The following is a 20,587-nucleotide window of genomic DNA, read 5'->3' on the forward strand; positions in this document are numbered from 1 at the left end:
TCATGAAAAAAATAATTTTACTTACCATATGTGCCTTGTGTACAATAACCTTGCAGGCGCAAAAATCATTCTTCGAAGCCCTTGAAGCCAATGGGGAAAATGCAATTTACGAAGGTTTTACTGATATATCGCCAAATGGAGGAGGCACCTGTAACTTTGCAAGGTCGTTACCTAAAGTTAAAGTAAGCATACTGCGAATAGGTGGTGGAATTCCTGTTGGTTTTGTTGGAAAACCAGTATCAAAAGATTGGGGAGAAATTGGCGAAACAGAATTAAGTGATTATGGTAGAATGGACAGTTATCCTCATACCATGAATATGAAACATACCTACACAAAAGAAGGGTATGTTATTGTAGATGACATTATTTTTATTTTAGATAAAATTCCAGATGGAGGAGTACCTTCTGTTAATGATATAACTAAGGTATATGCACTGGTTAAAAATGGTGAAACTACTACTAAGAAAAAAAAGAAAGGTGGTTTTCTAGGAAAAATGAAACAAAAGCTTAACAGCGCGGGACTTAGCCCAACTCATAAATACTTAAAAAGTATAAACCTTGTGGAAAAATTTACCAATTATGTAAAAGCTATGCAAGCAAAACAAACTGCCTATACACTTACAGCTAAGGATAAGAGTGATATTGCTAAAATTAAAGCAGCACGTAATGCGGGAGATGAAGAGATTAAACGTTATAACGACTCTATAAAAGCAACACCTGAGTACAAAGATTTACAGAGAAGAATAAAGCAAAACGAGGAAAATTATCAAGGCGCAAAGGCAAGAAATAAAGTAACACTACGCAATAATACAGGGAACACCATTTATATAGGTAAATCTGGGAGTAGTAATCGAGGTACTAGAATTGATAGTGGTAGTACAGCAACTTGGAGTTGTGATACAAATGCTTATTTACAAATAGAAACAAAGTCTGGTGGAAGCTACAATTATAGTACTACAACTAATAAGGTCTATAGTGCAAATTCGGGATGTGGTTCTACGATAGCTATTAATTAATGACAATAAATTATCTTATCGTATTTGTTTTACTCTTTACAGTGTAAGCTCAAAAAGGTAAAAACAATGTCTAAGAAGAAAATTAAAAAGTTTATTGTATAAATAGCTAATTCGTTACAACATTTTATAAATTATAAACCCCTCAAAATTCAATTGAATTTTGAGGGGTTTAATTTTACTGGAACTCATGTTTTCTTCTTTTACAAAGCCAAATTGCTATTTATAAAGTTCTTTACAACTATGTTATACGAGTATAGTTTCTTTGATTTTATAAAACAGATAAATTATTTAAGATGAAAAACAAACTACTTTATTTTATGCTGCTTGCAGTTTTTACTATTAGTGCAAATGCGCAAACCTTTGATTGGGAAACTGCAACAATAAATGGATCCAGTCAAAACCCAAATTCATCAGTTAGTCAAGTCGTTAATGGACGGTACTTTGTAGTTTTTAACGCACCAAGCTTAACGCCTATTTTGTTAACAACAGCTGGTCAAGGTACATCAGGCTTATCGGTAAGAAACCAGCAGAATGAACTCTCGGTTCAAATTGGTGTAAATGAAAGTGTGGGCACTACAGTTAATGGACTTAATATACAAAGTATTAAGGTGTTTGATGTAGCTAATAATCAAGGTTGGACGTTTAATTCTCTTGATAATCAGGGAAATGTTTTAGAAACTACAACATCTACAGTAGGGCAAAATGCCGTAGTAGTAACTTTAAATTGGACCAATGTTAAGCTAATAGAAATAACTAGGACAAATGGCTCTCAAACTAATTTTGGTGTAGATGATATCGTGTTTACACCCATATCTCCCCAACCAATAATTTATGTCAACCAAAATGCAACAGGAAATAATGATGGAACTTCTTGGGCAGATGCATTTACAGATCTAACTAGTGCTATTGCTTTAGCTAGCTCATCTAACGAAATTTGGGTAGCTCAAGGTACATATGTACCAACTGGAGGAACAGGGAGAAATCGCACCTTTAGTTTACCAGATAACGCAAAATTATATGGTGGTTTTATAGGTACAGAGACAAATATTTCTCAACGTAATTTTAGAACTAACATTACAACTTTAAGTGGTGATTTTAACAGCGATGATACTACTAACTTAATAGATACTGAAGCTACGAGGCAAGATAACTCATTTCATGTAATAACACTAAAAGAAGATGTGAAAAATATAATTGTAGACGGATTTACTATTTCTGGCGGAAATGCAAATGGGATTGTATTATCTGATTGTGCTGTAACACCTAGTGCACAATACGATAACAGAAGAGGTAGCGCTTTATACACGCAACCTTACAATTCTGGAAGTATTGAAGCTGAAATAGTAAACTGTATATTCGAAAAAAATACAGCAAATGATACTGCTGTATTTTCAAGTTTTTATCCTTGTGGCGAGCAGAATATTTTATCTACAATTAACTTTGAATCTTGTATAGTAAAAGATAATTATTCTGATACAAATTCAGCCTTTTTACTTAATGGTAGCGATGGGTTTAATCAAAAATTAAATTCTGTAATAAATAATTGTTTATTCTACAATAATATATCAGCCAACGGGGCATCTGTATTTTATATTACAACCAGCGGAGCGGCTAATCCAGGACCAGAAGGTATAAATGTTAGGGTTGTAAATTCTACATTTTCTAATAACACAGGTGTAAATGGTAATGTAATAAGAATAAATAACAATAGTGGTACAAGTTTGCAATACTATATGTTTAACTCTATTATTTGGGGTAATGGTTCTACAGCCCCTTTTTTAATTTCGGGCAATACCACACAAGTACTAGCTACTATTGTTGAAGGTGGACAGCAAATAGGAATAAACAGTAATCCTTTATTTGTAAATGCATCTCAAAACGATTATAATTTACAAGCAACATCCCCTGCAATAGATAATGGTGATAACTCTTGGATTCCATCAGGTATTACTGCCGATTTATTGGGTAACCAACGTATTTTTAATACTACGGTAGATTTGGGAGCTTATGAGTTCGATTCCCCTCTATTAAGTACCCAAGATAATACATTTTTAAAAGGTTTCGTGGTTTATCCAAATCCTGTTAAAAACTCTTTCTATATCCAATCTAAGACAAAAGTAAATAGTATTACCGTATACAATTTACAGGGTAAGGCGGTAAAAACATTTACACAAAGTTTACCAATGTATGCTATTGATGAACTATCATCAGGAACTTATTTTATAAAAGCGGAACATCATGATGGAATTACAGTTGAAAAAATATTTAAGCAATAATTACATTGAAAATTTAATAATAAAGCACAGGCTAAAAGCAGTTCTGCTAATTATGTATACTGCACTGTTTGTTTTTGTGTTTTCTTTGTTTTCATAGAAGTATCACTGGTTTTATTGAAATAATTTAAATTTTTGTGAAACAAATATGTTTTGAATACAACGATCTTCTTTTAAATAGGTATAGCGTATAATATAAAAGCTTTCAGAGGTTTTTCTGAAAGCTTTTCTTATAGTATAAATCCAGAAATTTATTTTCTCTAAACCTAAACTCGGAAAGTACTGTAGAAACTATGGTAAGTATTTATACCATATTAGGACAGAAAAAATATGAAACTAAATTACAACCAGGTGTAAATAATTTCTCTGCTAGTAACTTAGGACTCAGTTCTGGTATTTATGTAGTAAAAATCCAATCCGAAGGCAATGAAGATGTTACTAAAAAACTAATTGTTAAATAAAATAATTAAGTACTAACTAATTATTCATGAATAGATGCTTCAATTTTATGATTGAAGCATCTATTATTTTTAAGTCACACAGAATTATAGTTTGTTGTTATTTAGGTATGTTTTTAAAGCTTCTCTATAACTACTACCTACAGGGATTTCGGAATCATTGATTAATACACATTTACCATTGTACTGACTTATTTTAGGTAAAGGAACAATGTATGATTTATGAATCCTCATAAATTTATAGGTACTTAATACTTCTTCTATTGATTTTAATGTTTTTAATGCTAAACAATAATTATTTCCAATAACAATCTTAGCATAATCTTTTAAGCCTTCGATGTAATCAATATCTTTTACTAGGATTTTAGTAAACTCATCACCTTCTTTTACAAAAAATGAAGGTTCTAATGTGTTGTGATTTGCACCTTTTTCTAAATCTTCAAAACGAGTAATCGCTTTTGTAAGACGTTCAAAAGAAATAGGTTTTAAAAGATAATCCACGACCTCCAAATCAAAACTTTCAACGGCATACTCACTAAAAGAAGTAGTCATTATGAACTTAGTATTGTCCTTAGAAAGTTTTACAAGTTCAATCCCAGAAATTTCAGGCATAGCAATATCTGTAAAAGCAATATCTATATGATGTCCTTGCTTTAAGTAATTAAAAGCTTCCACAGAATCGGTAAATGTTTTAACCAATTCAATATTAGAAAATCGTTTTAAATGGTGGGCTATAACATCAATAGCTAAAGGTTCATCATCAATTATTATCGTTTTATAAAATTTCATTTAAGTTAGTGTTATTTTAAGCTGTGTTGTGTAGTTTTCTTTGGTACTACTTATATGTAAACTTGATTTTTTGGGATATAACAATTGCAAGCGTTGCTTTAAGTTTTTAAGTCCTTTCCCTTTACGGCTACTTTCTTGAAAATGCTGTTTATTAAAAAGACTATTTTCAACAGTAAATAAAAGTTCGTTATTCTCAATATTCAAATTGATATTTACGAATGCATCTTTCGAGTTGGTATAAAATCCATGCTTAAAAGCATTTTCTACGAGTGTAATTAAAAGAAAAGGTTCTATGAATATCGAATCATTGATGGTGTTATTGATCGTAAGTTTAATACGTGCATCTTTGCCAAATCGTATTTTTTCTATTGCTATATACTTTTTGATAAAATCTAACTCTTTAGTCAACGGTACTTTATTAAGATCTGTTTCATCCGTTAAATAGCGCATCATACTAGATAGTTTTAGAATATAATCAGAGGTGTCTGGATGGTTTTTTAAAGACAAACTATACAAAGAGTTAAATGCATTAAACAAAAAATGTGGATGTAATTGGTTACGCAGTAATTGCGCTTTCGTTTGATTTAATTCGTTTTCTAATTTTCTATAGCGATTAAGGTATTCTAATCGATTTACAAAATAGATGAGTGAATAAAATAAAAGTACTTGTCCCAAAAAACTTGTAAAGTATTCGAATATTTTACGAGATCCATCGCTCTTTCTTTTTTGATGAAAACTGTTTTTAAGTTTATTAATTTCACTCAAGAAGACTTCTTTATTTACTTGAACTTTATCCTCTTTTTCGTTGGAAAGCATCTCAGTTTCTATTCTTTCCTGTATTCTGTAATTTTTAAGTGAAGCTAATGTTATAAGAAGTATAACAAACAGAATTATATATCCTATTTTTTTCCAAATACCTTTCAATTTTAGTATATAATAATATAAGGAATAGCCAATAAAAGCGCATAAAAAATTCTCTACAGCATCACTTGTTAAAAAGAAAAGCCAATTATCAGGAAGTGAAACGAAGGCTCTTCTTAAAAGGCTAAAAGTTATAAATCCAATAAAAACAGCATTAAATGTAATTTTAATTGTCTGTATAGTTTTATGTGATAGTTGTAACATTATTGACCATTAATAAATTATAATATAAATATAGAGAAATGCTCTTCAGTTAAGTCGAGTAGGAGATGAGTATTATCTATTGTGAACTCAGGTTTGTCGATAATATTTTTAAACAAAGTCTAATAAAGATACGTTTGATAAGATTTTAATTTAAAAATATGAGAACTTACTTTGTACTATTTGCTTTATGTTTCATTTCATTAATTGGGTTTGGTCAGCAATTGCAATTAGAAAAAGCATCTCCTTTTACAGCGGTTACATGGGAAAACAAACAACCAATTGTACAATTCAATAATGAATGGTATACTTTAGAAAAACTTGATATATATACTACTAAAGAATTGTTAGATTTTTGCAAGAGTCAATTTGGTACTAAATGGAAAAAACGTTTTTCAGAAGATCTGATTGAAGTACTAAAAAAAATGGGATCTCGACCAAAAGAAAAAGTAAACCTAGTACTTTCTTTTGGTGAACAACAAAAAAATGTAATAGGAATATACAGCTTTGAAAACAGGCAAAAAGTTTTAAAATATAATTACCAAATTGAAAACAAACGGAATAAGTTGAAAAAAATAACGCTTTCTCAGGCTATTGAAGATATAGAAGAGTTTCAACAGATTCTTGAAAAACGTTCTTCATATGTACAAGTATCTAGTTATAATTATAAAAGTGCTATAAACTCGTTAAAAACTAAAATATCGATTTCAAAAAATGATATCGATATCAATTATCTAGCATATGAATTAGCAAAAATAATGGCCGAAATAGGAGATAGACATTCGAGTGTTAAAAATGAATCTTTTATAAAAAAGGAACATCCCACATATGCATTGCAATTACCATTTTCAATAGCTGCGTTAAAGGGAAAAGCGATAGCTTTAAAACGCATAGAAAAAGAAGGGATATACGAATATTTTCATCCTGATTATCCTTATATAAAATCTATAAATAATGTAGCTATTGATAGAATGATAGACTCATTAGTGTATAGATCTAAAAAAGCTCCAAAAGAAACAAAATTTAGAAGGGGACTGTCTGAAATACAACAGCTTGGAAAACTTTACTTCACTAATAACTTACCGTTGCCAAAACAGATTAAAGTTGTTTTCACCAATGGTAAAAAAGATAAAACAGAAATAGTTCAACTACAAAAAGAACAGTTTCAATATTACTCTAAATTAAAACAAAACACTTTTCTAAAATCCAGGGATATTAAAGAAGGAAACTTTAAACAGATCTCTAAATTATTAACAGGGAATATTGGCTATATATCATTACCGGAAATGTATCATTTTGGTGAAATTGAAGGTTTAGAACAATGTATTAACTCAACACTTGCTGCTTTTTATAATACAAAGGCACTTGTAATAGACCTCAGATTTAATCCTGGTGGAGGTAGAGATTTAATTCAAAAATTGGCAAAGTATAATATTCCAAAATCAAACGCTCCTTGGGTTGCTAATGTGGCTTATTTGCGGACTGAAGAGAAGGCGAATATTCATACATCTATGTCTAATCGATTTTTATATAGACATACGTCAAGTAATTTTAATGCTTTTGATAAAAAAGCTATCGATGAATTTTCTAAAGACTTTGTATTACAAAAGGAATTTGATTCATCAAAATTCAGTAACCCTCATTATATGGTTTTAGAAAGCGGAAATATGCCATATGCGAAACCGATTTATATCCTGGTAAATGAGCATAGTTTTAGTGCTGCAACAGTTTTTACCAGCGCATTTAAAGGGTTGCCTAATATTAAGATAGTCGGTGTTACTACAGATGGTTCTAGCGGAAACTCGAAAAAGATGAATTTAAAGCATTCAAAAATCCGAGTTAGAATTTCCACTATGTTATCGTTTCAAAGAAATGGAAAAACATTAGATGGCAACGGAACTAAACCTGATATCTATATTCCGGAAGACGAAGAACAGGTTCTAAAAGGGAATGATACTCAGTTGAAAAAATTGATTGAAATTATTAATAATAGATAGAATATTACGAATCGTATATTATCAATATATGTTAGAATAGAAATTACTTCGAAGAAAAATCCTCTTCAAAATTACTCACGAAATCATCAATATATTTTTTATCTCTATCAGCTGTTCTAACAACTAAATAATGTACTCGTTTAAGGCCATTAACACCAATTTGTTTGTACGTAACATTATCAGGTAATTTAAAAGGAGTTAAAACCCATTTAGGTAAACACATAATTCCCATATTTGCTGCTATCATTTCTAGACAAATCTCAGTGTGAATTCCTGCAGAAATTTTAATAGGATCAACGTTATTAGGTTCAAGAAAATGCTTATAAACCGAAACTGTTGATAATGGAAATGATTGAATGATTAAATGCTCATTCAAAAAATCAGATGCTTCAAGAAATTTTTTCGAAGCTAGTGAATGTTCATTATTCATTAAAGCCATTACATCATCTTCATAAAATTTTATAGACAACAATTCTTTAGAAGAGGAAGGTGAAGTAACTATAGCGATATCAATATCTTTCGAAAGTAATTTTGTAAATGACTGATGAGTTGCTTCGGTTAATTCTATTGTTATTTCTGGGTATAGAATTCCCATTTTCTGTATAAACCTTGGTATACCTTGATAAAAAGTAGAACATTCAGTACTTAATCGTATAGTACCTTTAGAACCTTCTTTTATATGCTTGATATTATTGAATCCCTTCTCAATGGATTGAAGAACTTCATTTGCCAACTTATAAAGTTCCTCTCCTTCTTCAGTTAATTTCCATTTGTTTCTTGACCTATGAAATACCTTAAAACCAAGACGTTCTTCTAATACAATCAATTGGTGACTTAATGCCGATTGTGTCAAAAATAACTTTTCCGAAGAATTAACAATATTTCCTTCTTCTGCAATCGTCTTTATCAGCCTAAAATATTTTATCTCCATAGATACAAATTTACAACATTAGACCTTTTTTATATCTGAAATATAATCATAGAACTATTGAAAATAATTCAGTTAGACAATATGTAAATGGTATAACACAAGAAATAAAGATACATATCATAAACTTGAATAATGAATTGTTTAGAAATGAAAATAATTCATAAGTTCTTCAAAAACTCTTCATATAATTTTCATAATGATTTCTTCCATTCAATATAACTTTGATTCCATCTTAAAAGAATATCTATGGTTAGCTGTTATCTGGATTATACAATTGATACGTTCAAAATCAAAGAATTTATTACCTACGCTAAAATGTGGATTCCTTTAGTAAATAAATTTGGAGGGCAACATCATGGGTATTTTTTACCACATGAAGGAGCAAGCAATAAAGCGTATGCGTTATTTAGTTTCTCTTCGTTAGCCGCTTATGAAAACTACAGAATAGATAGCCTTTTGGACGATGATTGTATTAAAGCATATGCCTATGCAGATGAAACAAAATGTATAATCAGTTATAAACGAAATTTTCTAAAACCCATATTTAATTAAACAATAGAATTATGAATAATCAAATTAAACATTACGAAAACAAATTAGCCTACGAAATGGATCCATCAGACTTATATGCAGGGTTTGAAAATGGAGAAGATTTAATAGCATTAGACACTAGACAAACATTCGGATATGACAAAGAACATATTCCAACAGCTATAAACATTCCTCATAGAGACATGACTGATGAAACTACAAAGCATCTAGATAAATCCAAAACATACATTTGTTATTGTGATGGTATCGGTTGTAATGCCTCAACCAAAGGAGCACTCAGAATGGCGAGATTAGGTTTTAAAGTTAAAGAGTTGATAGGAGGTATAGAATGGTGGAAATTTGATGGGTATGCTACTGAAGGTACAAAAGCAGTTTCGGGATCAATGTTCGAATGCGCTTGCTAATGAATATACCAATTATTCGATTAGCTAAAAAAGAGGATATCCAGCAGCTTGTCATTTTATGTAAAGAACATGCTACCTACGAAAAAACGAATTACGATGAATCACATAAGGAGAAATTACTTTCTGAACATCTATTTCCATTAAATGAAAATATCAAATGCTTGGTCGTTGAACAAAACGGTAGGTTGCTAGGATATTCCACAATTCTCAAACAATTTTCAACCTGGGATGCTAACTTTTACTTTTATATGGATTGCTTATTTCTTACTGAAGAAGCTAGAGGGAAAGGATTAGGTAGCATGATGATGAAAGAACTAAAAAAATATGCGCTCAAAAAAAACTATAACTTGCAATGGCAAACTCCTTATTTTAATACAAATGCGATTGAGTTTTATAACGCATTAGGAGCGGAACATAATACAAAGGAACGTTTCTTTTGGAACATAATATAAATAGATATGAATATTAATCTTAATAATAAAAAATTCAAAGCTTTGGATAACTCCAGTAATGGTGATGTTACTGCAGATACAATATTTCATTATAGGCAAGAAGGTGATAAAATTTGGGCTTCCTATGCTGGAGGAAATATTGAATTAGGGACATTAATAGGGAAATTAAATGATAACAAGATCATTTTGATTTATCAACAATTAAATCTAAAAGGCGAATTTTTGACAGGTGTTTGTAATACTGAAATAACCATTAAAAATGAAAAAATTCAATTAAACGAAAAATGGCAATGGACTTGTAAAGATTATTCTAAAGGAGATTCTTTATTAGAAGAAATTAAATCTTCATGAAACCAGAAACATTAGCTATACATCATACAAAAGACAGTACTGAAGAAATTAAAGCAGTAAGTTCTTCCATACATCTATCTACGACATATCTACGCAATGAAGATGGGCGTTTTACAAATGATTATAGATACTCAAGACTAGATAATCCAAATAGGCGCCAATTAGAAAAAAGTTTGGCTATCCTGGAAAAAGGAGAAGTTGCCTATACATTTTCTTCAGGAATGGGAGCAATTAATGCTGTTTTTCAATCTTTAAAATCTGGAGATCACATACTGATTCCGGATGATGTATTTTTTAATGTACATATGCTTCTTAACGATGTATTCAATAGATGGAATTTGAGATTAACCAAAGTTGATATGTCTGATTTAGAGGATGTTTCTAAAGCTATTCAATCCAATACTAAATTAATATGGATAGAGACCCCTTCTAATCCTTTATTAAAAGTAATCAATATTGAAGCAATTGTAAAAATAGCTAAGTCTAATAATATACGTGTTGGTGTTGACAATACGTGGCTGACACCAGTTTTGCTAAATCCAATTGAATTAGGGGTAGATATTGTAATGCATTCAACTACAAAATATTTTGGTGGACATAGTGATGTTATGGGAGGTTGTTTAGTTTTAAAGAAGAATAATGAACTAAGCGAAAAAATAAAACAAATTCAATTATTGTCGGGTGCAGTTCCATCTCCTTTTGATTGTTGGTTGATCATTCGTGGTATTAAAACGTTGCCCTTACGAATTAAAGAACAATCCAAAAGTGCTGAGAAATTAGCCAATTATTTAGAGAGTCACCCAAAAATTAAAAAAGTAAATTATCCAGGATTAAAGAACAATGCACAGTATGAAATCTCAAAAAAGCAAATGAAAAATGGATATGGCGCTATGCTTTCGGTACTAATAAGTGGAAATAAAAATACAGCAATTAGCATCTCTAATAATTTAAAACTATTTACGACAGCTACAAGTTTGGGAGGTGTGGAAAGTCTTATAGAACATCGTGAATCTGTTGAAGGACCTCATACAACAACCCCAGATAATTTACTACGCATTTCTGTAGGACTTGAACATATAGATGATTTAATAGCTGATTGGGAACAAGCATTAGAATAAGAAACAAATGAAATAACTGATCTTATAGATAGGATTATATAAAAGTATATCGCTGATGAATATTAAAACTAATTTAGATCAACCTATAACAAATTTTCGGTCACAACTATATCAGGCAGCTAATATGGTTGCTGATATGTATTCGAATATCGATAATCAAAAAGTCTATAATAACCCCAATCCACAAGAAATTAAAGATTTTTTTAAAGAGTCAATCCCATCAGATTCATCAGAAGTAGAAGATATTCTTTCTATTATAAAGAAAAATGTCATTCCAAATTCTACAATACATTACAGTCCTCATTTTTATCCTTGGGTAACATCTTGTGCATCACAGGCAAGTATTATTGGTGATTTTTTAGCAACAGCATTAAACGTAAATGCCACAACTTGGATGAATTCTGCTGCATCAAGTGAAATTGAAAAACAAGTTATAGAATGGATTGGTCAATTTTGTGGTTATAGCAATAATGCTTCAGGTGTATTTTTAAGCGGAGGTTCTACTGCAAACTTAACAGGAATACAAGTTGCAAGACGACTAAAATCAAACATTGATATTTCAATAGATGGATTAAAAGAACAATCACAATTTACGGTATACGCATCTGAGGAAACCCATTATTGTATTGATAAAAGTATAGATGCTTTAGGAATTGGGAAAAAACATCTGCGAAAAATTGCTACACTTTCTGACTTTACTATAAATGTAAAGGAATTAGAAGCTCAAATAAAAGAAGATTTGGCATTTGGTTATACACCAATGTGTATTGTGGGAAATGCAGGTACCGTGAATACAGGAGCCATTGATCCTTTATATCAGTTGGCTGAGTTATGTGAAAAATATGATGTTTGGTTTCACGTAGACGCAGCATATGGAGGTTGTGCGGCCAATTTGGAGGCTACAAAAAGCTCATTCAAAGGTTTAAATCAAGCAGATTCGGTTGCTATTGATTTACATAAATGGTTGTTTGTTCCTTTTGAAGCTGGATGTATTTTGGTAAAAGATAAAAATCATTTAAAAGAAACTTTTAGTGTGATACCAGAATATCAAAAGTTTGATTATAATCAAGAGTTACAAGTTGATTTTTCTGAATATAGTTTTCAGCAATCTAGGAATTTTAAGGCCTTAAAAGTTTGGATGAATTTTAAAGTTTATGGTCAGGAAAACCTTAAACAAGCAATAGACGGTAGTATTAAAGTAATGAATTTCTTAACAGTGCTCATTCAAAAATCTAATGACTTTGAGTTTATGGCTAGTGGTTTATCTATAGTATGTTTTAGATATATCGGTAATGATAAGAAACTAAATTTAGAAGAAATAAATAATCTAAACCTTAAACTTGTTAAATTAACTGAAACCGATAAACGTGTTTTTATTAGGGAAACGACGTTAAACAGAATGGTAGTTCTAAGAGCTTGTTGTACTAACTTTAGAAGGGAAGCTAAACATGTAGAGTATTTAATCGATGTTTTAAGATCTTTAGGTAATCAATTAATTTAAAAATAAAATAATGAAAACATATATAGTAGATTCATTTACTGATGAAGCATTTAAGGGTAATCCAGCAGGAGTTTGCATTTTAGATAGTACATTGACTGAAGAAAAAATGCTGCTAATTGCACAAGAATTGGGATTATCTGAAACAGCGTTTATTCAGAAATCAGAAAAAAGTAATCAATATTCTATTAGATATTTCTCACCAAAAATGGAAATTCCATTGTGTGGTCATGCAACGCTCGCAGCATCTAAAGTAGTTTTTGAAATAACTGATTGTGAAGAAATTCATTTTATAAACATCCAGGATATTGATTTGTACATTCAGAAAGAAGGTAATGAAATTATCATGGAATTTCCTGTGTATAAAACAATACCTTCAGAAGTGCCTTCCGCTTTATTAAAAGCTCTTACTATAGATGAAATTAAAAATGCTGAATACAATGTAGAGACTAATATTTTGCTTTTAGAAATTAACGATTCTAGAAAACTTAAAGAATTAAATCCTGATTTTAATGCTCTTTATAAATCAACGAATAGTTTTAATGGAGTATTAGTGACAGCAGCAGCGTCATCTAGTAGTGAATTAGATTTTTATTCCAGATATTTTTGGCCTTGGAGTGGTACCAATGAAGACCCTGTAACCGGAGGTACACATACTTTTTTAACGCCCTATTGGAGTAAGCGGTTAGGAAAAACAAAAATGAAATCTTTTCAATCTTCAAAAAGAACTGGCTTTATGGAAGTTGAACTAATTAATGATAAAAAGTTCATCATAAAGAGTCAAGCAGTAATTGTATTTGAGGGAAAATTAATGGTATGAGAAAAACAATAAAAGAAAGAGTGTTGGTAAAATACTTTCCCATTTACTATTAGGAAAGTATTTTGCCAATACAATAAAACTAAATGTTTAAGATTACTTTCGTATAAGACGCTTTATTATACTTCCCTTTTCTGTTTCAATGTTTACAAAATAAACTCCCGACTTTAGTGTTGAAGTGTCAAAATTATTTTTGAATGATTCCCATACCTTTTGACCAGTTATATTGAATACTGTTACTTTCAGGATCTCATTATTATTAATACTAACCATTCCTTCCGTTGGATTCGGGTATAACACAATGTTCTGAAAGCCAACATAATCATTCGCGGATAATGTGGTGTTATCAACTGTCACTGTTCCAGTAATCGAAGAAAATGGAGCATCGATATACAGATTTCCTGCAGCATCTTCGAGTGAACCGCTTGTAATCGTAATGTTATCAATATCAGAAACGGCAATAAGGCCACTATCCCCTGATAAAACAGTATAGGTAAAATCTATTTCTGTGGAACTTTCGAATTCATTATAGTTAGCCACTCTGGGTATTCCACCAATTGTAAAAGGTATTGAACCGTTGAAACCGTCTTCCGCAATATTTTCGGCAAAGGTGACTCTTATTATAATATTATCTCCTTCGATTGCCGTTCCGGGTATTGAACTATTGCTAGAAATTAAGGCACTATCAATACTAGGTGCAGTTGTATCAACCAGCACTGATCCAGTTACAGAAGAAAATGATGCATCTACGTATGGATTCCCAACATTATCTAGTAATAGGCCATTAGTAATATTAATATTGTCAGCAGGTAATGCCATAACAATACCATTATCTCCTGATACAACTGTATATACAAATTCTGCTTCTGTTGCAGATAATAGGCCATTAAAACTTGCGATTTTAGAAACACCTCCTATTGTAAAAGGAACTGTTCCTGTAAAACTGTTGTTTGTAACATCTTCAGAAAAGGTAGCCTTCAATTTTATGATGCGTCCTGCATTGGCAGGTTGAGTAGATGAACTACTTGAAATTAGTAGATTATTAATACTAGGTGATTCAGTGTCTACTATAATACTAGCTCCACTTACAGAAGAAATTGGAGCATCAACATAAGAATTTCCATTAGCATCATTTAATGAACCTGTTGTAATTACAATAGAATCTGTTCCTAGTACGACTACAGGACCATTATCTCCAGATACAATTTGATATTCAAATTCTATTAGAGATCCGGATAAAAATATATAATCTGCAGACCGTGAAACTCCTCCTATTTTAAAAGGGATATGGCCCACAAAAGAATTATCGGTAGCTGGTTCAGAAAATACAGCTGATATTCTTATTTTATCTCCTTCTAAGGCTAATCCCGGTATAGCGCTATCACTGGAAACAGATACAAAACGAATAATAGGTATTGTATCCACTATAACCATTCCGCTTACAGAATTAAATGAGGCACCTGCATATTGGTTTCCTAAGTTATCCTCAAGTGAACCAGTAGTAATTGTAATAGCATTGGTATTTAATACAGATACAGTACCATTTTCTCCGGCAGCAACCACATATTCGAATGTCGCAGTACTCCCAGATACACTGATGAAACTAGCGGTACGTGAAACACCACCAATTGTTAAAGGAACTGAACCCATAAAGGAATTATCAATCAGATCTTCAGAAAAAGTTACTGTTACTATTATACTTTCTCCATCTATGACAATATTAGTATCACTGCCTGATAATGTAGTACTTAGGATTATTGGTGTCGTATCAACTATTACTATACCACTTACGGAGTTAAAAGCCGTATCAGCATATGAATTTCCTGCAACATCATCTAATGAGCCAGATGTAGCTGTAATTATATCAGTATCTAATACTGAGACTGGACCATTTTCTCCAGCTACAATTGAATAATTGAATATTGCCGTTGTTCCAGAAACTTCTGTAAAACTAGCAGTTCGGGTTTCACCGTCTATTGTAAATGGAATATAACCCTGGAAAGAATTATTAATAACTATTTCGGGAAAATTAACAGTAATTATTACATTATCACCTGCAGCTTTTCTTCCTGATTGATTTGCAGAATCAGTAGAAATTACTGCATTTGATATTGCAGGTATAATACCATCAATATAGGTATTTGTAGTAATAGGGAAACTATAATTTAAATTTGCGGGTACATTATTAGAACTACTAACAATAGAACCTCCATTCGTACCCATAAAAGTTAAAGTCAGCTGACTTTCTGGATCTAGTGCTACTACAGTGTATTCAAAGGTTAAGGTCGAAGTTCCTGTTCCCGTAGCATAAGATGCTTGTCTCATTCCTGATGGTGTTAATCCTAATGATAAACTAGGAGTACCTCCTGTAAGATCTACATCAACATTTTGGTTAAAAGTAACCGTAAATGTTGCTTTTTCGCCAATACCATTAGTTGTGCTAAATTCATTTATTGCCGAAATTGTTAAAGGAGTTGCATTTGTAAAAGAGATAGTATCTATATGACCTCTATCTTCTAAGGCACTTCCTGTACCATCTTTTGAGTATCTCCATTCTATGGTATTTGTATAAGCTGTAAGATTTATTGTTTTTGTTGCCCAAGCTACGTTACCAGAGATTTGTTCATCTAAAACACCATTTACATACACTTGCAAAAAATCATTGGCTTCTGATGAAACTCTCCAGTCAAAAATAACTTGACTTTTGCCTGATACTGTTGTAGAAAATGAAGATATTTGATTGTCTGTAATAGTTCCAGAAGTTGCGGCATCTGTGCCGTCATTTGACCAAGCTCCATTAGACCCCCAAAAAGGTTTTGTACCTCCAGTTGTGAATGTTTCAGTAGTATTTTCTACAGCATTAGCTATTGTTGTGTTGGCGTATTTGTATTGATAGAATAGATTCATGTTAAATGAATTCGAACCTATAGTTTGATTAGCAGTTGTGAATACATCTTCTATGGGATTCACAAAACTATAATTGCCAGATGTTTGTAATCTAGAGTCATCTCCACTACCATACACACAGTTATCGTCAATGACAGAGTCATCTTCCCAAGCATCGATACGTCCTATGATCTCTGTTGCAGCGGTATTACTTTGATTACGTACAGCATAGTTTCCCGTTTGAGTTGCAGCACTACTAGAACTTTTTGCAACACAGCCTGAAGCTGTTTCTACTGTATTTACATTATCTCTAATCCATCCAAGCCAAGCATATTCTTCTTCTCCAAATTCGTTATTATCATTTGCGTAAAATGATGTTATTCTACTTTCATAATCAATATTTTGAGCAAAAATATATGATGAAAAAAGTAAAAATAGTGATAGTAATGTTCTTCTCATAGATTTGGTTTTTTTATGATAGTTACTTAATAAATTTATTGAGTATTTCTTGATGGGACATATCTGTGTCCAAATTGTTATGTAAGTATATCATTAAACAAAAAGAAAAGCTAGTTTTACAGGTATGATATTTCTAGTACTTCCTCATTAAGTAATTGATAGAAAGATTTTTATGAGTAGTGTTCTTTTATTGCACCTGTGACTAATGATTTTAAATCGATCCGATTTTTGACACCAAACTTTTGAAAGATATTGCTAATATGTGTTTTTACTGTACTTAAAGAAATAAAGAGTTTTTTAGCAATCTCATTATTGGATAACCCTTCATAAATACATTCTAAAACTTCTAATTCCTTTAATGTAAGAGGTGTTTCTGAAAATTCATTTTTTTTGAGAAAAATAAAATATGGATCTTGACTTTTGATTTGAGATTTTGTAATACTTATTTCTTCTTCAAGTGCGCTTATTTTTTTTTCATTTTCATCAGCCTTAGTTTTCATTCTAAAAGTGATGGCATAAGTAAAGACTAACATATCTATAGCGCTACCAATTTTAACAATTTTATCTTCTCCAGTAACGGGCCACCATCCAAATCCATAACCTATAAAATAATATAGTCCTAAAGGCATCAGTATTAAATACCCAATAACGTAAAATTTAGCATAAGCATTTTCTTTCCAATAATAGATTCCTATAATCCATAATACTAACATCGTGCAAATACCTAAAGAATCTGCAATTGCTACAATTTTAAAATTATCAATTATTGAAAAAGAGAAATAAGCGATTGCTAATAATATAGGGAAACTATAAGAGAACTTAACAAAGGATGGCATCCGTTTCTTTAGGCCAAGAAAATGGATAGAGAAAGCAAGTAAGCATATCTCCTCAATTACATGAAAGACAAGTTCTATTTCTCCTAAATTTATAAAAGGCCTAAGTAAATGAGGTAATGTTCCATCAAACATAAGTAAATTGAACATTAATGTAAATAAAAACCCAAAGTAATAGAGATAGTACGGGTTTTTGAACTTAAAGAAGTAGAATAGGTGAATTAGTAAAACAATCAATGAAATACCATAGAAAAAACTTAAATAAATGAGAGAAGTTGTATTATTAGTATTGAAAGTCTTTTCAGATACAATTTTTAAAGGAAAGTTTGCTCCCTTAGGAAAGCTTACTTTCATATAATATGTGTTTTTCAGATCATCATGGTTAATAACAAAAGAGGGAAATTTATAGTTAAATGCTAATTCATCTTTCACTACGATATTTCCAGTTTTTGAAACATATCGAAGTTTATCATTAACCAAACTATATAGCTCTATATAATCAATATTGTGTGTAGGTACGTATACTACAGCTCGGTCAGGAAAACCAGTTGGATCTATATTTAGACGGAACCAATAAGTACCATTTTCAATCCCAAAGCTGTTACTTGATGGCATCTCTAAAAAATCTTCATCAAGAATATTTTGCAAATTAGTATCTTGATTATTATCGTGATGATAAGATAGATCAAATGTTTGAAAAGCAAATACTGGATTAAAACTAATTAATAAAAATAGAGATATTCCAAACAAGAATGAGTGCCTATTATTTATGAGCATTATATTTGGTCAGTTACAAGCAATCAATATAAATTTCTTTGGTTAAGAAATTTAAAACAACTCTCCAGTTTATTTAGTTTATGATAGTTAATATAAATTTTAAATAACTATAATAAATCAACTAAAACAGGATGCAGGTAGATTTAACTATCAAATTATTATGGCTAAACTAATGCTTAATCTGTTATTAATAAAAAGTAATTCAATTTTTTTTTAAATTTTATAGTAATCTTAAAAACATATCAAATTAAGAAAATATTAAACATAAAATGTGATTATCAAAATTTAGTAATCCATAGCAAAAAACTTTTACAAATTGATCTCAGAATATGAGATTACTATTTAATACTGGATAGGTATATCCAATAAAAAATAATTATCTCGATTATTTATTTTAATATACATAAGGAATTCATCTATACATTGACTTAGTTTTTTCTCACCAATTGGCCTCTTACTGGCTCACCTATTTCTACAAATACATTATCTTCATAATAATTTAAAAATTGAATAGGAAGTCCAACACCATTTGAACTATCAGATGTTGTTTGCAAATGATAATGTAAATGTGGTTCAGTAGAATTCCCGCTATTTCCAACTTTTCCAACTTCCTGACCTTTCTGAATAGTATCTCCTATGGAGACAATTATAGAATTCTTTTTAAAATGTGCCATAAAAGAAAACTCTCCATTTAAGTGATCAATTATGATATAATTACCAGGAGCTTGTCTTCTATTAAGAGCCCCAGGAATATTATCTTCAATATTATTTTCCATAGCTATTATTTTTCCATCACCAGGCGCATTTAAACGTTTACCAAAACAATAATAATCTTCATTTTGAGTACCATCGCCAGTAAAAGAAGTCCTGTTTACTATTTGAAGAATGTCCATAGCATATCGCTCATTACGATTATTAAAATGTTGATTCTGTACAACTGATCTTCCTCCCCAAACTACATACCATTCGTTTTCAAAAGGCAATTCTAAAGCTGTTTTTGTTTGGTAATTCAAAAAATTATCTTCTTCAGCTTGTCCTTCATCTCCTATTAAAGTATCAGTACAAGAGCTCAATAATAAAATCAATAAAAAAGAAAAAATATAGGTTATAAGTTTCATGAGTTCTAAAATTTATAGATGATACCAAGGTTTAATTGATGTTGTAATTCTCTATATGCACTAGGTACTTGAAGTCTCTTATAATTAAAGTTATAAGCTGCTATTATATCAAAGCTATCTAAAAGTTTATAGCCATATTTTAAATTCCATAAAATACTTTGATAACGATTGAAGGAATACAGACCTCCATTAACATTAGTAATTCTACCGAACACAAACGGAATAGTAATTTTTGAGGATAGATATTGTTTTTCATTTAGTTGATATCCAAAGCGACCAGCAATACTAAACTCTTGTTGTAAATCAAAAGAGTCACTGTAATTATAAAAAAAAGAAAAATTTGATCGTGATTGTACCCCTACATGTATTGATAAAGAACTTTTATTATAAAGTTGTTTTAAATATGAGAATTCTAAACCTGCTTTTAAAATTTCTGTATTAAAATTTGATAATCTATCAGTTTTTAATTCCGTTTTCCCTAGGAAATCTAGACCTATTTCAAATATATTTTGAGTTTTACTTCTGCTTTCATAGTTCAATTTGTAAACCATACCGTTATAATCGTATCGTGCTACAGGCGCAAGTTCTAGATTTTTTAAAGAACCTAAATTAGCTCCTATAGAAAATTCAAGTCGTTTCTTTTTAGTATTGGTTTCTGTTTGGGAAAATCCAATTGTATAAGAAAGTATAAAAACTGAAATTAGAAAGAACAGTTTTGTTTTCATAGAAAGTGAGT

17 protein-coding genes and 1 pseudogene are annotated in these 20,587 nt (G+C 30.7%); 11 read left to right on the top strand and 7 right to left on the bottom strand.

From position 1 onward, the window contains the following. The first annotated feature begins 2 nt into the window (after window positions 1-2). The 3 genes and pseudogenes from Q0975_RS10875 to Q0975_RS10885 form a co-directional block, all read left to right on the top strand. Window positions 3-1,016 carry a hypothetical protein gene (locus tag Q0975_RS10875; protein ID WP_299436395.1) on the top strand — a complete coding sequence of 338 codons (1,014 nt, stop codon included), beginning with the start codon at window positions 3-5 and terminating at the stop codon, window positions 1,014-1,016. Between the two features lie 293 nt (window positions 1,017-1,309). After that, window positions 1,310-3,292 carry a T9SS type A sorting domain-containing protein gene (locus Q0975_RS10880; protein ID WP_299436398.1) on the top strand — a complete coding sequence of 661 codons (1,983 nt, stop codon included), beginning with the start codon at window positions 1,310-1,312 and terminating at the stop codon, window positions 3,290-3,292. Between the two features lie 266 nt (window positions 3,293-3,558). Next, window positions 3,559-3,750: pseudogene (locus Q0975_RS10885) on the top strand (T9SS type A sorting domain-containing protein); the annotation flags it as partial. 84 nt (window positions 3,751-3,834) lie between these two features. Here Q0975_RS10885 and Q0975_RS10890 read toward each other — a convergent pair. Next, window positions 3,835-4,536, bottom strand: a complete 702-nt coding sequence (locus Q0975_RS10890; RefSeq protein ID WP_299436401.1) for a LytTR family DNA-binding domain-containing protein — start codon at window positions 4,534-4,536, stop codon at window positions 3,835-3,837. Further along, window positions 4,537-5,661 (bottom strand): histidine kinase, encoded by a 1,125-nt coding sequence (locus Q0975_RS10895; RefSeq protein WP_299436404.1) that lies wholly within the window; start codon window positions 5,659-5,661, stop codon window positions 4,537-4,539. 158 nt (window positions 5,662-5,819) lie between these two features. Between Q0975_RS10895 and Q0975_RS10900 the strand changes: the two genes are divergently transcribed. Next, entirely contained in the window at window positions 5,820-7,655 is a 1,836-nt protein-coding gene (locus Q0975_RS10900; protein WP_299436407.1) for a S41 family peptidase, read from the top strand. Between the two features lie 43 nt (window positions 7,656-7,698). Here the strand turns inward: Q0975_RS10900 and Q0975_RS10905 are convergent, their stop codons facing one another. Then, window positions 7,699-8,586: a LysR family transcriptional regulator gene (locus tag Q0975_RS10905; RefSeq protein ID WP_299436410.1), complete on the bottom strand. Its 888-nt coding sequence runs from the start codon at window positions 8,584-8,586 to the stop codon at window positions 7,699-7,701. Window positions 8,587-8,832: 246 nt separating this feature from the next. Here Q0975_RS10905 and Q0975_RS10910 point away from each other — a divergent pair, with 246 nt between their 5' ends. The 7 genes from Q0975_RS10910 to Q0975_RS10940 are packed head-to-tail and all read left to right on the top strand — an operon-like array spanning window position 8,833 to window position 13,781. Further along, window positions 8,833-9,138, top strand: coding sequence for an NIPSNAP family protein (locus tag Q0975_RS10910; RefSeq protein ID WP_299436413.1), 306 nt, complete (start codon window positions 8,833-8,835; stop codon window positions 9,136-9,138). Between the two features lie 11 nt (window positions 9,139-9,149). After that, window positions 9,150-9,542, top strand: coding sequence for a rhodanese-like domain-containing protein (locus Q0975_RS10915; RefSeq protein WP_299436416.1), 393 nt, complete (start codon window positions 9,150-9,152; stop codon window positions 9,540-9,542). Continuing rightward, entirely contained in the window at window positions 9,542-9,994 is a 453-nt protein-coding gene (locus Q0975_RS10920; protein ID WP_299436419.1) for a GNAT family N-acetyltransferase, read from the top strand. Before Q0975_RS10915 ends, Q0975_RS10920 begins: the two co-directional genes overlap by 1 nt. A gap of 6 nt (window positions 9,995-10,000) precedes the next feature. After that, on the top strand, window positions 10,001-10,345 hold the full coding sequence (locus Q0975_RS10925) for a n-acetylglutamate synthase (RefSeq protein WP_299436422.1): 345 nt from the start codon (window positions 10,001-10,003) through the stop codon (window positions 10,343-10,345). Then, window positions 10,342-11,463, top strand: coding sequence for a PLP-dependent aspartate aminotransferase family protein (locus Q0975_RS10930; RefSeq protein ID WP_299436425.1), 1,122 nt, complete (start codon window positions 10,342-10,344; stop codon window positions 11,461-11,463). The genes Q0975_RS10925 and Q0975_RS10930 overlap by 4 nt, the downstream gene beginning before the upstream one ends. Window positions 11,464-11,518: 55 nt before the next feature. Then, complete coding sequence (locus tag Q0975_RS10935) at window positions 11,519-12,964, top strand: pyridoxal-dependent decarboxylase (protein WP_299436428.1); 1,446 nt, start codon at window positions 11,519-11,521, stop codon at window positions 12,962-12,964. Window positions 12,965-12,974: 10 nt separating this feature from the next. Continuing rightward, window positions 12,975-13,781: a PhzF family phenazine biosynthesis protein gene (locus Q0975_RS10940; protein ID WP_299436431.1), complete on the top strand. Its 807-nt coding sequence runs from the start codon at window positions 12,975-12,977 to the stop codon at window positions 13,779-13,781. Window positions 13,782-13,874: 93 nt separating this feature from the next. Here the strand turns inward: Q0975_RS10940 and Q0975_RS10945 are convergent, their stop codons facing one another. The 4 genes from Q0975_RS10945 to Q0975_RS10960 all read right to left on the bottom strand — a co-directional run bounded on the left by Q0975_RS10945 (window position 13,875) and on the right by Q0975_RS10960 (window position 20,576). After that, window positions 13,875-17,123 (bottom strand): T9SS type A sorting domain-containing protein, encoded by a 3,249-nt coding sequence (locus Q0975_RS10945; protein WP_299436434.1) that lies wholly within the window; start codon window positions 17,121-17,123, stop codon window positions 13,875-13,877. 170 nt (window positions 17,124-17,293) lie between these two features. Further along, window positions 17,294-18,733, bottom strand: a complete 1,440-nt coding sequence (locus Q0975_RS10950; protein WP_299436437.1) for a LuxR C-terminal-related transcriptional regulator — start codon at window positions 18,731-18,733, stop codon at window positions 17,294-17,296. A gap of 428 nt (window positions 18,734-19,161) precedes the next feature. Continuing rightward, window positions 19,162-19,851 carry a M23 family metallopeptidase gene (locus Q0975_RS10955; RefSeq protein WP_299436439.1) on the bottom strand — a complete coding sequence of 230 codons (690 nt, stop codon included), beginning with the start codon at window positions 19,849-19,851 and terminating at the stop codon, window positions 19,162-19,164. Window positions 19,852-19,856: 5 nt separating this feature from the next. After that, window positions 19,857-20,576, bottom strand: coding sequence for a hypothetical protein (locus Q0975_RS10960; protein ID WP_299436442.1), 720 nt, complete (start codon window positions 20,574-20,576; stop codon window positions 19,857-19,859). Window positions 20,577-20,587: the final 11 nt, after the last annotated feature.

Origin of the sequence: uncultured Aquimarina sp., assembly GCF_947500065.1 — a bacterium.
In the GTDB taxonomy this organism is placed as follows: Bacteria; Bacteroidota; Bacteroidia; order Flavobacteriales; family Flavobacteriaceae; genus Aquimarina.

Coding starts and splice junctions, on each gene's coding strand:
- Q0975_RS10910 (WP_299436413.1), top strand. CDS start 8,833: ATGGTTAGCTGTTATCTGGATTATACAATTGATACGTTCAAAATCAAA.
- Q0975_RS10960 (WP_299436442.1), bottom strand. CDS start 20,576: ATGAAAACAAAACTGTTCTTTCTAATTTCAGTTTTTATACTTTCTTAT.
- Q0975_RS10895 (WP_299436404.1), bottom strand. CDS start 5,661: ATGTTACAACTATCACATAAAACTATACAGACAATTAAAATTACATTT.
- Q0975_RS10925 (WP_299436422.1), top strand. CDS start 10,001: ATGAATATTAATCTTAATAATAAAAAATTCAAAGCTTTGGATAACTCC.
- Q0975_RS10945 (WP_299436434.1), bottom strand. CDS start 17,123: ATGAGAAGAACATTACTATCACTATTTTTACTTTTTTCATCATATATT.
- Q0975_RS10955 (WP_299436439.1), bottom strand. CDS start 19,851: ATGAAACTTATAACCTATATTTTTTCTTTTTTATTGATTTTATTATTG.
- Q0975_RS10930 (WP_299436425.1), top strand. CDS start 10,342: ATGAAACCAGAAACATTAGCTATACATCATACAAAAGACAGTACTGAA.
- Q0975_RS10890 (WP_299436401.1), bottom strand. CDS start 4,536: ATGAAATTTTATAAAACGATAATAATTGATGATGAACCTTTAGCTATT.
- Q0975_RS10875 (WP_299436395.1), top strand. CDS start 3: ATGAAAAAAATAATTTTACTTACCATATGTGCCTTGTGTACAATAACC.
- Q0975_RS10900 (WP_299436407.1), top strand. CDS start 5,820: ATGAGAACTTACTTTGTACTATTTGCTTTATGTTTCATTTCATTAATT.
- Q0975_RS10940 (WP_299436431.1), top strand. CDS start 12,975: ATGAAAACATATATAGTAGATTCATTTACTGATGAAGCATTTAAGGGT.
- Q0975_RS10920 (WP_299436419.1), top strand. CDS start 9,542: ATGAATATACCAATTATTCGATTAGCTAAAAAAGAGGATATCCAGCAG.
- Q0975_RS10905 (WP_299436410.1), bottom strand. CDS start 8,586: ATGGAGATAAAATATTTTAGGCTGATAAAGACGATTGCAGAAGAAGGA.
- Q0975_RS10950 (WP_299436437.1), bottom strand. CDS start 18,733: ATGCTCATAAATAATAGGCACTCATTCTTGTTTGGAATATCTCTATTT.
- Q0975_RS10880 (WP_299436398.1), top strand. CDS start 1,310: ATGAAAAACAAACTACTTTATTTTATGCTGCTTGCAGTTTTTACTATT.
- Q0975_RS10915 (WP_299436416.1), top strand. CDS start 9,150: ATGAATAATCAAATTAAACATTACGAAAACAAATTAGCCTACGAAATG.
- Q0975_RS10935 (WP_299436428.1), top strand. CDS start 11,519: ATGAATATTAAAACTAATTTAGATCAACCTATAACAAATTTTCGGTCA.